Annotated in this window: 10 protein-coding genes; 1 reads left to right on the top strand and 9 read right to left on the bottom strand. The window is 35.1% G+C overall.

The features are described 5' to 3' along the window. Positions 1–452: DUF2851 family protein (locus ACI6PS_RS12555; protein WP_421012920.1), on the bottom strand; the 452-nt coding region annotated here is incomplete at its 3' end. Between the two features lie 113 nt (positions 453–565). Between ACI6PS_RS12555 and ACI6PS_RS12550 the strand changes: the two genes are divergently transcribed. After that, on the top strand, positions 566–2239 hold the full coding sequence (locus ACI6PS_RS12550) for a GLPGLI family protein (RefSeq protein WP_421012919.1): 1674 nt from the start codon (positions 566–568) through the stop codon (positions 2237–2239). Positions 2240–2306: 67 nt separating this feature from the next. Here ACI6PS_RS12550 and ACI6PS_RS12545 read toward each other — a convergent pair whose 3' ends face one another. The 8 genes from ACI6PS_RS12545 to ACI6PS_RS12510 form a co-directional block, all read right to left on the bottom strand. Next, the gene (locus ACI6PS_RS12545; RefSeq protein ID WP_421012918.1) at positions 2307–2477 is read right to left on the bottom strand and encodes a hypothetical protein; all 171 of its coding nucleotides are present in this window, start codon (positions 2475–2477) and stop codon (positions 2307–2309) included. A gap of 1 nt (position 2478) precedes the next feature. Continuing rightward, on the bottom strand, positions 2479–3054 hold the full coding sequence (locus ACI6PS_RS12540; RefSeq protein WP_421012917.1) for a zeta toxin family protein: 576 nt from the start codon (positions 3052–3054) through the stop codon (positions 2479–2481). Positions 3055–3110: 56 nt separating this feature from the next. Beyond that, positions 3111–4472 carry a pyridoxal-phosphate dependent enzyme gene (locus ACI6PS_RS12535; protein ID WP_421012916.1) on the bottom strand — a complete coding sequence of 454 codons (1362 nt, stop codon included), beginning with the start codon at positions 4470–4472 and terminating at the stop codon, positions 3111–3113. Between the two features lie 197 nt (positions 4473–4669). After that, complete coding sequence (locus tag ACI6PS_RS12530; protein WP_421012915.1) at positions 4670–6652, bottom strand: putative porin; 1983 nt, start codon at positions 6650–6652, stop codon at positions 4670–4672. Positions 6653–6759: 107 nt separating this feature from the next. Beyond that, positions 6760–8679: a S8 family serine peptidase gene (locus ACI6PS_RS12525; protein WP_421012914.1), complete on the bottom strand. Its 1920-nt coding sequence runs from the start codon at positions 8677–8679 to the stop codon at positions 6760–6762. A 112-nt stretch (positions 8680–8791) separates the two neighbouring features. Further along, a complete protein-coding gene (locus tag ACI6PS_RS12520; RefSeq protein WP_421012913.1) occupies positions 8792–9547 on the bottom strand; it encodes a hypothetical protein in 756 nt (251 codons plus the stop codon). A gap of 21 nt (positions 9548–9568) precedes the next feature. Then, entirely contained in the window at positions 9569–10945 is a 1377-nt protein-coding gene (locus tag ACI6PS_RS12515) for a RagB/SusD family nutrient uptake outer membrane protein (RefSeq protein ID WP_421012912.1), read from the bottom strand. Between the two features lie 83 nt (positions 10946–11028). Then, on the bottom strand, positions 11029–14145 hold the full coding sequence (locus ACI6PS_RS12510) for a SusC/RagA family TonB-linked outer membrane protein (protein WP_421012911.1): 3117 nt from the start codon (positions 14143–14145) through the stop codon (positions 11029–11031). Between the last annotated feature and the right edge of the window lie 199 nt (positions 14146–14344).

The raw sequence follows: 14344 nt of genomic DNA, 5'->3' as shown, positions 1-14344 counted from the left end.
AAACGCTCTTTCCAATTTTCGAAAGTAAAAGCATTGATTTCTTTTAGTTGTTTTTCGCAGTAAATCCAAGATTTTGGTGAAATCAAAGATTGATAGGCTTCCAATGTAGTTTTAGAAACATAATTTTTTAATTCCAGTACAGGAATCTCGGTATTATTTTTTCTGAAAATTTCGGTATCATGCTCCCAAACTACGTGAAGGATTACATTTTCATAAGCTACATCCCTTTCGTGATGATGCACATACCAATCGGAAGATTTGAGATGAATTTCTACATTTCCTGCCCATTTTTGATTTCCAATAATGATTTGAGCATTAAAAAAATCAGGACCAGCCAGTTGAAGGTATTGTCCGGAATGTAAGATTGTGATTTTCTCCTTATTGAAAGTTGCTAAATCCGAAGTGTCGAATTTTTTGAATTTCCAGAGATAATGTAAGAAGTCTTCTTTCATTTTTTTTGGCGTTTATTGGTTGATTTTGGCTTTTAATCTCGAAAGATTATTTAAATGTAATAAATTTTTCGTTTCGAAGTATCTATTTTTGTAAAAATAATCCACTTTTCAAAATGAAATATTTCATTGTCCCAATTTTACTGATATTTTCACTTGCCACAAATGCTCAGAAAGACCCAAAAACCTTAAAGATTACCTATTCAAAGAGTTACAACGGAAAACCCATTGAGCAACAAAACCCAATTATCATATTTGCCGATGCGAATCAGACCGTATTGACCTCCGAAGAAATCATCAATAAAAAAGCGATTTTTCCTTATGAAGCATCTTTTATCGAACGAAGAACAAATCATTACATTCAAACTGCAAAACTATCTCCTTCCAAAGAAATCTTCACAATCGACAGCCTTTCCTTGGCAAAGCAGACCTTTGAATTTCTAAATGATACAAAGAAAATATTAGGCTACAATTGCAAAAAAGCCAAAACGATTGTTAATTCAAATACCATAGAAATCTGGTACACAAATGATGTTGCCATCAAAGGAGCTCCAAGCATTTTGGGTCAGAATTTAGGATTGGTATTGGAAGTGAACCGCAATAATAATTTTATCATAACGGCAATAAAGATTGAAAAATTGAAAGCCATTCCTGAAAACGTCGAATTGCCAAAATCGGATTTCAAAACAATGGATTTGTTGTCTTACAGGGACCAGCTTTGGAAAGCCAGATTTACAACAATAAAGATTTTTGAGAATGAAATCATTAATTTTTCGGATGCTTCTAAATCAAATGACAGCATTTTACGATTTGGAAACGGAACTATCATTCTTAAAAAAGTAAAAATTCCGAAGATTACATCTGGAAGTCAGATTTATGTAGATTTGACCGAGCAATCAAATGGTGATGCCTACGACAGGACAGGTTCGGTATTTTTGATTCCGATGGATTCTAAAATTTCATTTCTGGATGGCTTGCAAAAAGGAGCCAAGACACTTCCTTCCTACGAAAACGGGAATGGAAAATCCTACTTGGGAATGGTCCGCACCGAAGAATTTTCACCACTGATTGAGTTGATGCGCTTCTTTACTCCTTTCGGAATAAAACAATACAATTATCTTCAACTGAAGGATAAAACTTGGGAAGAAAGTGCTTTTTATCGTCAAGAAATTTCGGAACTTGTTACCGCTTTAGACAATCAAGAAGTGTACATTGGAACTTTCATAGGTAATTATGACAAGGGCGGTCATAAAATCAGTTTGAACTTGACTATTCATGCCGAAGAAAACAAAACGCCAAAAAGCACAATTGCATTCCCTATTTTTAATTCGACAAACGTAATGGAAATGGCCGGTCAGGATTATGCAACGATGTTCAACAACGAGAGTGGCTTGGAAGTAAGCTTTACATTGGATAGAGACATCAAAAATGCTAGATTACGATACATCACTACAGGACATGGCGGTTGGGAAAATGGCGATGAATATTTACAAAAGAAAAACACAATTACTTTAAACGGAAAAGAAGCTTACAGTTTTGTTCCTTGGCGTACAGACTGTGGTTCGTATCGAATGTACAATCCAGCTTCAGGGAATTTTACAAATGGACTATCTTCTTCTGATTATAGCCGTTCCAATTGGTGTCCTGGAATGGCAACCAATCCCATCTATATTGACTTGGGTGATTTGAAGGCAGGAAAACATACAATGTTTGTGAAAATTCCGCTTGGCGAAGTTGAGGGGGGAAGTTTTAGTTTTTGGAATGTTTCGGGAGTTTTGATTGGAGAATAATCCTAAACTTATAAAAACAAAAAAAGCCTGACAAATTAATGTCAGGCTTTGTATTTTATATAAAAATCTACAATTTATTTAATTCCGAAGCTTTGATGGTAATTACTTTTCCATCACGCATAATAACCAATGATTGGTTCTTTTCGATCTTGCTTTTTATCATTCGTTCAGAAGACAATTTTAAACCTTTCAATACTTTTGAAATAAACTCTGAATGACTTTCTTTTCCTTCTTTCATCTTAAATATTTTTAGATTTCAATAAATCCCAATTATTTTTATTTGCAACAATTACTTCTGATCCAATTCCTTCGGCGATCAAGTCTGGGGTTTCATCTGAATTATCAAAAACTGCCCAATCGTTACACAAAGGTATGTAAATTTTAAATAGGTTTTCAATTCCGCGTTCGTATCTTCGTGCAACTACATCATTTGGAATATTGTGTCCGCCTTCGGAAACACGAATTGCAACACGATTCACTGCCATTTCAATTGTGGGCAACCAAAAAAACAAAAGCTTTACTTTGAATCCGTTTTGCTTGGCCCAAATTAATTTCTGCTTGTAGGATTTTGTAGAAAGTGTTGTTTCAAAAGCGAAATTTTCATCTGATTTTAAAAGCACATCAATTCTTTCCAACATAATTCTTCCTGCTTCAAATGCCACTTTTTCGGGTTGAAACGGCGAAAGTCCTTTTGCAATTTCATCTGCATTCACAAATTCCTTACAATCTAATATTTCGGGCAATATGGTAAACGAAGCCGTTGTTTTTCCCGCTCCATTACAACCTGCAATGATATAGATGTTTTTTTCTTTCAATGCTTTTAATTATACCTAACATGTTTTGGAAACCTGTTAGGAAATTATTTTCAAAATTATTTTATCGAACCAATAATATCATATTTTGTAATGATATGATGCTTACCATTTCCTAAATCGACCAAAACGGCTTGATTATCTTTGGTAAAAAGTTTAGAAACTTCCTCGATGGCAGTTCCCACTTTTACAACTGGATAAGGTTTCCCCATTACTTCACGGATTGGCTTTTCAGCTACATTTTTATCGGAAACATAGCTTTGGAACAAATCAGTTTCGTCAACAGAACCAACAAAACCATTTACGTCGATAACTGGAATCTGCGAGATTTTGTATTTACGCATTCTTTCAATGGCATGTGAAACCAATTCTTCTGTACGAACAATTACCAATGGCTTATCGATATGGTCTTTGATTACGTCTTCCGCTTTTTTGATTTCTTCATCAAGGAAACCTCTTTCACGCATCCAATCATCGTTGAACATTTTCCCTACATAACGGCTTCCTGAATCATGAAACAATACCACAACCACATCTTCTGGCTTGAAATGTTCTTTTAACTGCAATAATCCTTTAATGGCAGAACCTGCTGAATTTCCAACAAATATTCCTTCTTCAAGAGCAATTTTTCTGGTATAAACTGCGGCATCTTTATCAGTCACTTTTGTAAAACCGTCAATTAAAGAAAAATCAACGTTTTTAGGAAGAATGTCTTCTCCGATTCCCTCTGTAATATAGGAATAGATTTCGTTTTCGTCGAAAATTCCAGTCTCGTGGTATTTCTTGAAAACAGAACCATAAGTATCAACTCCCCAAATTTTAATGTTTGGATTTTTTTCTTTCAAATATTTCGCAACTCCAGAAATTGTTCCTCCAGTTCCTACTCCAACTACGAAATGTGTAATCTTGCCTTCCGTCTGTTCCCAGATTTCCGGACCAGTTTGTTCGTAATGAGCAATGGCATTAGATGGATTGTCGTATTGGTTCACGTACCAAGAATTTGGCGTTTCTTCACCCAACTTTTTTGAAACTGAATAATAGGAACGTGGGTCAGTTGGCTCGACATCTGTAGGACAAACCACAACTCTTGCTCCAACGGCGCGAAGGATGTCCATCTTTTCTTTTGATTGTTTGTCGGTTATTACGCAGATAAGCTTGTAGCCTTTTACGATTGCTGCCAAAGCCAATCCCATTCCTGTATTTCCTGAAGTTCCTTCGATGATGGTTCCTCCTGGTTTTAAGCGTCCGTCGGCTTCTGCATCTTCGACCATTTTCACGGCCATCCTGTCTTTTACGGAATTTCCTGGATTGAAGGTTTCTACTTTGGCCAAAACCAAGGCATCTACTTCTTTTGTTACTTTGTTTAGCTTTACTAATGGTGTATTACCTATAGTTTCTAATATATTTTTAGCGTATTTCATTTTATTTGCGGTTTTATTGCGAAATGGTTGCAAAGGTATTGATATTTAAGTGGTTTCCAAAAGTGCTATGGTATTTTCTCTAACCCTGATTGAGGCATTGTTGGAGCTCTTGGCATTTTTGACCAAAAAATACCAAAGCGACTGCCGAAAGCAGGAAAACGGATTACTGAAAATGCCCGAGCGTTTCGTTCCTGAGATTACTGGAAGAAATTCCACACGAGTCCAAAACGAACCATAAAATCCCTGTATGGATAGCTTGGTGCCGAGTAGAAATCATTTCCTGTGAAGCTAGAATTGAAATGCTCTGCTTTTAGATAGATTCTGGTTTGACGAATTTTAGCATTGATGAAGAAATCGAACATTGGGAATTCGCCAATTTCTTTTTGATTTTGCACATAGAATTCTCCAATCAACGGATTGTAATCGTTGGCAAAATATTTAGTAAAATAGTTGAACGTTATACCTGTTTGAAGAAACATCGCTTTTTTGAAGAAATGATCAGAAAAATAGAGGGTGTTTCTTGTAACCAATTCGGGAACATTTAAAATTGGATTGTCTTGATCTACTTTTTGATAGAGGATGGTGTTGTCTAACGCAAATTTTCCGAAACGGAACTCTTTACTCACTTTTAGCGAGAGGTAGTTAATTGTATTATTATATTGCTTTGGAGACACTAAAAGTATATCTTCAACATTACTGTCGTCGCTAAAATACAATTTATCGTTTAAGGTTGTAAGTTGTAGTGAGGCACTAGCCCATTGAGTTTCGGCTTTTACTTCAAAATTATTGATTTTTTCATTTTTGAAATCATTCACCCAATTGTAGGCTTTGTAGCTACTTTGGTAAAGATTATACATGTGATCCGGCAATTTACTGAGGTTTTGGTATTGAAACGAGAATACATTGTCTTGGTTCAAAGTATAAGTTGCTGATAAATCCAAATTAGACATTTCTTGATCGGATATGGATTTTGAATAAAGTGCTTTTCCATTCCAACTTCCTTTTTGATAACGGTATTGACCTCCCAAAGTATTTACTCGATCGCCTATGGAACTTGGAATTGTAGGAGCATCATCAAAAACCAGTATGGAATTATAATAATAATTGTATCTGAAATCTTCTACAAAGAACTGAAACTGACCTAATGTTTTATTTTCATAGGTGGCACCAACTTTGTTATACATCCTGTTGTACCTAGTTTTATCTTTTATGTTGGCTGTTATGTATGCATCTCCAAATCTTTGGATGTATATATCTTGTGGCTCATTAGGTATCAATGAAACAAGTGATCCTTGCGTAAATTCAAAAAATTTATTTTCATAATTGAATTGATGATCGAAATATAGATTATTCTCGCCTTCTTCTTTATTAAAACGAAAGTGGTGATCTACGAAATATCGGTTACCGTCCAATAATGACTTTGCGTCTTGGAAATAAACATTAAGCCTGGCCCTATCTTTAAAATTAGCATCCTTTCCTTCGAAATCCTGGGGATTTGTTATTCCTCCATTTTCACCATTTGACATGTCTTGGGAGGTGATGTGAAGATTTACTGCATATCTTTTATTTTTTGTATGATAACTGGTAGTGAATCTAAAGTTTCCGGTACTTGATAATTGATTCACATATTTCCCTAATGACCTAACACCTTTATAAGCGATCGATAAATTTAATCTTTCGGAAGTGTTTAATGTTATAAACGCATCCAATGATTGGCCTTGCTCCATAACAGTTTTGAAATATAACTCTGTTAAAGGAGTAGCAACTGAATAATATTTAATTTGATTTGCTTCAAGGAAGTTAAAATGTTTGGCCTTGAAACCGAATTCTGGAAATGGTGAAAATTCATTTAAACCATATTGCAAGGTTTGATAGGTTTGTCCTTCATTGGCAAATGGCAGTAATCCAAAATTATCTCTTCGGAGATAATTATAAATATATTCTTTCTGAATTGTTAGAGAAGTGTCAATGTAAGTGGTATCTTTTTCAAGGGTTACAACTCTATACATGTCTATTGAAGCCTTTGGTGCTTTTGCTTTTAAAGGTTTTTCTCCGTCCGCATTACTACTTCTATCATTGGAATTCTGGCCAGCAGGAGGAAGATTCCCTTTTTGCTTTCTTTGCGCAACAGCTGTAACTGATAGGAGTAAAATTATAAAAACTAAAAACTTCTTTGCCATCTATGTAAAACATTTGAGCAAAGGTAATTTTTTTTGTGTTAACTAAAATAAAAAACCCGCTATAAAGCGGGTTCTAATTATATTTAAATCAATGTATTTTATTAAGATTACATCTTGATAAACTTCTTAGTTAAAGATTGTCCATTTGAATCAAACTTCACAAAATATACTCCTGCTTGAAGGTTAGAAACATCAATAGTTTTAGAGTTTAAATCAAATTTAGTACTAATAACTTTTCCAGTTATGTCAATTATAGAGATATTATTTATTGACGCAACATCACCTAAATTGAAATTTAGAACATTATTTGTTGGATTTGGATAAATTGACAATTTACTCAACTCAAATTCGGGAGCAGAAAGTGTTGTTGTATTAAAACCAGAAACTACCAAACTCACTGCTTGACTACCGCCTTGCAAAGTACCTTTGTGCGTGATTTCAATTGTATAAATACCAGAAGCATTATCTACATCTATTCTCTCAACGTTATCAACAGTATTATCCGCCCTAATTGCTGCTAATGCAACATCTGATAGTTGCAATTTCCATGGCAAGGTAACTACCGTACCTTTTTTAACTTTTATATCTAAATCGTTCACCAAAGCTGGTGTAGCCAAATTCAATTGATTATCTCTAGAATTTCCAGCTGGATCTAACCAGCAAATAGAGGCTTGTAATTTTTGGGCAGTTGTGACATTTACTTGTGTGGTGAATGTTTCCCCTTGATTTAATACTATTTCTGTTAGGATAGCAGTAGGTTGTGCATCAAATGACTTTTGCATTAGTAATGCCGCTTTTTCAGCATCCAATAATCCCCATCCAAACTTTGCATCAGGACCAGGACTTGGACCACTTTCTACAGCAGTATGACATACTAACCCCTTTAATGTTGACGATCTCATGAAATTTCCTGGATTCAATTGGCTGTAATATTGTTGCAATAACAATAATGTACCCGATGTATTAGGCGCAGCCATAGATGTACCTGACAAAGTATTATAAGAGGTAGGACCTGCATTAAAAGTAGACAATAAACTAGTCCCATCTGCTGCGATATCTGGTTTAATTCTACCATCATCAGATGGTCCTTGACTACTAGAAGTATTAATAACATTACTTATCAACACACCATTAATGGCTGTTGGATTTGCATTTGCTATCACCAAATTATTTTTAGCATTTTTTTCACCTGTTAGCTTATCATACCCAAACTTCAATCCTCCCACATAAGAATCAGTTCCATTATTACCAGCAGATGCTACCATAAGATAATAAGGGGCGTTGTTAGCAATTAAATCCCATGCACGCGCATCTGAGTTATAACAGCCCATATACCAAGTTGGTAATTGAACTCCATTGTCATTTACAATAGGCACCCCATATGAGTGATTAGAAAGCAATAATGCATTATTAGTGATTTCTGAAACCACCTCTGTCTCATCATTAATCCAATTATAAGATACTAGACTTGCTTTTGGAGCCATACCTTTTGCTGCCGGATTAACACCCTTTGCAACCATTGTTCCACCTACGTGAGTACCATGGCTATCAGGAGTAGAGCTTACAGGCTCATCAGGAGTAGTCACTCTTGTAACAGCAGGAATTGCATCGTTCATAAACTCAACATGGTTAGACATAACCTTTCCACCATCCCAGATACCAATTCTCATATCCTGACCTTCTAAATTCAAGCCTAATCCTCCACCATTATGAAGTTTGGCTGTTTTAGTAGCTTGAGCGGCGGCTTGATTTTGATTGGAAATATAAATTGGTTTTCCATCTACAATATCCTTGATCTCATAGAGTGCACCATCAGTGGCTGTATATCTCTTTTTAACATCAGAATTTGTGGCTAGGAACTTTTCAATTCTCTCTTTCTTAGCATTTTCATTTTTTTGAATATCTTTTGATAATGCATTCAAAGCAAAAACATCCGTTTTAGAGATAACGGTTCTTTTTTGCTCTTCTGTTTGTGCAAAGACAACATGCTGAATAAAAAAGAAAATAAATAAAGTAAAATATTTCATGACTATTAAAAATTTATAGAAAAGCAAATATATAAAAATATGTCTGAAAAAAATGTTAATAAAAAAGGCTATCACATTAGTGATAGCCTTTTTAACTAATTATTAGAATTTATTAGTTTGCCGGATCTGGCAAAGAGAAAGAAAACTCTAACATATCTGTAAATGTACCACCTTCAGCATATTTTTTTCCAGTACCTACATTACGCAATAAGAAAGAACCTGCACCGGCTCCGGAATTCATTCCGTCACCATATAAATCATAGATTACAAATTTATAATCACCATCAGGCAAACAGAAAGAGAATTCTTTTTTAGGTTGTGTAACACCAGCAGCTCCTTGAGTATAAGGACCACCTGAAGCCACTACGTTAGTACCTTCGTATAGTTCCCATACTGTTTCTTGACCGTATTGGTCAAGAATTAATTCAAGAACCAAATCATTTGTAGGACATACAACTTTAGGTGTCAACATCAAAGGAGCAGCTCCTTTAAAAGTACCATCCATAAAATCAGCATCAACAAAATCAATTGCTAAAACTTTTCCAATACTAGCAGATTTCATGGTTAAAGTAAATGAACCTTCTCTTGAATTAGCAGGAATTGTTACACTTGCAGGCAAAGTATATTGGCTAGGAGTAGCAGTAGTTAAATCTGGATTAACAACCAAGCTATAAACTCTATCAGAACCAGAAGCTTGAGTAGCATAAACTTTGATTTCGTGGGTTGCAGTAGTAGCACCTGGATCAAAACCAAATATTCCATCATTCTCAAAAGATATATGAGGTACAACTGTAGGGCTATTGTCTTCTTCGCAGCTTAGAAAAAGTCCTGCTGAAAGAAACAACAATAATAAAGATATTTTTTTCATACTAAATATTTTAATGTTTAATTATTCGTTATTGATTGAAGGCTCAATATTAATATTAGCATCAATCTCTAATTGTGGTACTTTTAAGTAAAACAATGGGCTATCCACAGGAACTGTCAATTGCACTCTATGAACATTATCTCTAACTATAGATCTTCTCAAACGTTTAGCATCCATAAATTCTACACCCACTTCACCGTAAAGCTCTTTTCTTCTTTCTAACAAGATCTCTTCCAAAAGTGCAGCACCTGTAGCAGTAGATCTTACAGCAGCTGGATTTCTATCCAATTGCAAAGCAAACAATAAATCTTTAGCACCTTCAGGGTTGTTCAAGTTAAATTGAGCTTCCGCATCGATCAAGACCATTTCAGATTTTCTCATGATTGGAATATCTGCATCGAAAGTAAAAGCAAACTTTGTAGTTACATACTTTCTCCAAGGAGTTGCCACACCATAGATGTCAAAAAATTTCTTTCTAATATCTGTATCCGCAAATTGATTCACAAACACTGAGTTCACATAAGTTGCTTGATAAGACAATGTCAAGTGATCCATCATTGAGTGAGGAGCCGCAAAATAATAAGTTGTTTCAACGTTATCTTGGTACATAGCCCATAACCAATCCTGATCAGTCATATCGTTAAAGCCACCTGCCCAGTTTGTAGACACTACAGCAGCTGCAGCATTTCCACCGTATGCAGCAACAGCAGCATCAGATGCTCCTTGCCAATCATCAGCAGTAACTAATAAAACTTGTGCTAAAATACCATTAGCAACAGATTTATTGATATAACTCTTACCTAATCTAGTTTCTGGTAAATCAGCAATCGCTTCACGCAAATCTGTTTTAATCAAATCATAAACTTCTTGAGTTGTACTAGCTGGCGCTCCAGGTGTATCTCCTGTTACTGGTCCTAACATGATAGGCAATTTTGCAGCTGTAGGATTTGAAGTATAGTTAGGTGCATAATCCAAAGCCAATTGGAAATAGTGGTATGCTCTAAGAGCTTTACCAACAGCGATTAACTCCTTTTTTTCCAATTCTGGTAAATTACTTCTTTCTACTCCAGAAATCAACTGATTTGCATGGAAGATAATTTCATAGTTAAATCTCCAATTGAAAACAGTTCTTCTGTAGTTTGGCTCTCTATTTTCATGCACATAATCAAATGCATACCAGTTATCGGCCTGAATCAAGTCGTTACCTTTCATAGATCTTGCGAAGAACAAAGAATACAAACCTCCTGAATCTGTAGAAGTATATTGTCCTCTATATCTTCTCATTATACCAGTAATATATGACTCTGCCAATGTTTTGCTTGAAAACACCACATCACTTGTCAAAGCTGATTCATCCTTTGGTTCGTCCAAGAACTCATCTGAACAACTTGTAGTCACTACAAGAGCACTTACAAGAATAAAGGCAAATTGAATACCTTTTTTAAACAAATTTATTTTTTTCATAATACTATTTTATTTATTTAGAATGACAACGTTACACCTGTAGAAACAGTTCTAAACTGTGGAGATCTAAAAGCTGTAGTACCTCCAAAAGATTGTTCTGGATCTATTCCTTTGTGAGATTGGAATGTTACAACGTTATCAGCTTGAACGAAGAAACGCACATTGCTAAAACCAATGTTATTAACCATATCAGAAGGCAAGTTATATCCTAATGTTAAACTCTTTAATCTCAAATAATCATTATCAAACAAGAATCTTGTTGATCTAGCATTATCGTTATTATTACCCGCAACCAATCTTGGAACATCAGTAATGTCTCCTGGATTCTGCCATCTGTTTAGGTTATCTGGGTGCGCATTACCACCTGGAGAACCAAATCCATTCATCAAACTAGAATAGTCAGTATCAAGAATTTGACCACCTACACTAAAGTTGAAAATAAGATTCAAATCAAAGTTCTTGTATCTTACATTTGATGTAAAACCTCCTTCAAAATCAGGCAATGAAGAACCATGATATCCTCTTGTAGCTTCAGAGTATACTTTTGTAGTTTCTCTACCTGTAACATTTCCTTCAGCATCTTTGATGTCTTTGAACCACATTGCAGCTCCATCAGCAGGATCAACTCCAGCCCATTCTTCGATAAAGAAATCAAAAGCAGAATAACCTACTAACCATTGCTTACTTCCGCTAAGAATTGGACTATCGGTAACCAATTTTTTAATCTCATTGTTGTTTTTTGAAAAGTTGATACTTGTTTTCCAAGTAAAATCTTTTGTCTCAACGTTAGTAGAATTTAATACTACCTCGAAACCTGTATTATCAATCTTACCAATATTTGTATCTATTGATTCAACACCAAAAGAGATAGGAAGTGGCTTATCTAATATCAAATCCACAGAACTTTTTCTGTAATAATCAAAAGATCCTGTAATTCTATCGTTAAACAATCCAAAATCTAAACCAACAGAAGTTTGTGCTGTTTTTTCCCATTTGATATTTAAATCAGAAACTCCACTCAATAATACTCCTGAAATTCCTTCATTGTTCCAACCTGAACCAAAAAGAGATTGATAAGCAAACAATCTATCAATTTCCTGATTACCCATTTCTCCGTAAGATCCTCTCAATTTCAAATAACTGATGTATTTGCTGTTTTCCAAGAATGCTTCTCTAGAAATGATCCAACCACCACCAGCAGAGTAGAATGTACCCCAACGAGCAGCTCTATCAAATCTTGTAGTACCGTCACGTCTAACACTTCCTTCTACAAAATATTTATCATCATAGTTATAGTTTAACCTTCCGATATAACTGAAAATTTTATTTTGTCCCACAAATCCTGAAACACTTTCTGGAACTGTAGCACTTGTTAAATTTGAAAGTCCTGGTAAAAACCCAGTTCCTTGAGCAAGCATAGTATCACCAGTTCTTGTGTAAGCTTCAATCATAGCATCTGCTGCCAAGTTGTGGTTACCAAAATCTTTGTTGAAATGAAGACCATTTACAGCATTTAAAGTAGTGGTGATATCTCTAGATTGAGAAACCCTTCCACTAACAGGAGCAGCTGCTCCGAACAAATCATCATTAAAACTGAATGAATCAAACAAATAGTTTTCATAATTCAATCTAGTCTTGAAAGTCAACGAATCGAATATTTTTGCTTCAGCAAAAACTGACCCTAAGTAAGAAGTTCTTCTTTCTCTTTCTTTACCTAAAAAGATGTTTGCAACTGCATTCTCTCCACCATTTACTGGTCTTGTTGCATTTACAGATTGCCCAACTAGATTTCCAAAATCATATTGCAAAGCACCGTTTGCATCTAGAGCCAAAGCTCCTGTTGCATCTCTTTGATACAAAGGATAAATGCTTGAAAGATTATAAATCCAACCAATAGCCTGAGTTGTAGATCCTGAAGTTTGATCTGGATTTCCTGAATTAGAGTAAGAAAAACTTGAATTTATTCCCACTTTCAACCAATTTGAAACTTGAGATTCTACATTTAATCTTGTAGAGATTCTTTCAAACGCAGAAGTAATCACTGGACCATCTTCTTTCAAATAATCAACAGACATAAAATATGTCGTTTTATCATCACCACCAGAGATATCAAAACTATGGTTAGTTCTCAACATAGTTCTTCTAGTCAATTCTTTTTGCCAATCTGTTTCCCACAACAATTGTGCTCCAGGAACCAATTCTCCGTTAGAATTGATAGGATTAGCAACACCATAAGGATTATATCCTAATCTATCAATCAAACCAGCAGAAGCATTTGATGCCGCTGTAGTGCTGCTTTGACCCAAATCCATATTTGTATTTCTAAGAGCTTCCCATGTTAATTTCATGTTTTGCTCGGTTCCAACCATATCATGAAGACCAACCGCCAAACTTGAAACCCCTACTTGAGATCTGATATTGATTCTTGGAGCAGTACCTTTCTTACCTTTTTTAGTGGTTACGATGATAACACCATTAGCACCTCTACTTCCGTAAAGAGAAGCAGAAGCTCCATCCTTTAGAACAGACATAGACTCAATATGATCCTGGCTTATAGAATTCAGATTTCCATTGTATGGAGCACCATCCACCACAATAAGAGGATCTTGACCAGCTCTTAAACTGGCAAAACCTCTAATTCTAATTTGTGGATTTGAACCTGGCTGACCACCTGCAGTAACCATACTTACCCCAGCTACAGTTCCCTGTAACGCTTTTAGAGGAGAAGTTACTTGCTGTTGCCCGATTACTTCAGCACTGATTGTACCAATAGAACCCGTTACAGCTTCTCTCTTTTGAGTACCATAAGCTACTACTACTACCTCACCTAAACCAATAGCGTCATCTTCTTCCATAGTTACACTAACTGAATTTGAAGAGCCAACGGTAGCAGATTGAGTTTTAAAGCCTAGGTAGGAAAACTCAATAACTTGTCCCGCACTTGCTTTGATAGAATATTTACCATCAAAATCAGTTTGCGTACCATTTGTAGTGCCTTTTACCACAACAGAAACACCCGGTAAAGGCATCCCTTTCTCTGTAACAATACCTGTGATTGTTTTTTCTTGTGCAAACGAAAACTGCATAGAAAACGCTAATAAAAGCGCAAAAATCCATTTGAATTTCGATCTCATATAAAATTTAATTTGAATTAGTTATCTCGCAAACTTCTTAATAATTTCTTAATTAAACAAATATTTCCTTTGAATAATACGAAAATTAACTTTTGGCAACTCTTCAAAAGTTTGATTGATTCGCTACATTATTCTCTATAGAGATGATTTAATTTTAAATAGGTTGCGTAAATTTCAATCATTTATCAAAAAAAAATAT

This window comes from Flavobacterium sp. PLA-1-15 (assembly GCF_049060005.1).
Lineage (GTDB): Bacteria > Bacteroidota > Bacteroidia > Flavobacteriales > Flavobacteriaceae > Flavobacterium.
The sequence above is the reverse complement of the archived record's forward strand: the minus strand, read 5'-3'. Positions and strand labels throughout refer to the sequence as shown.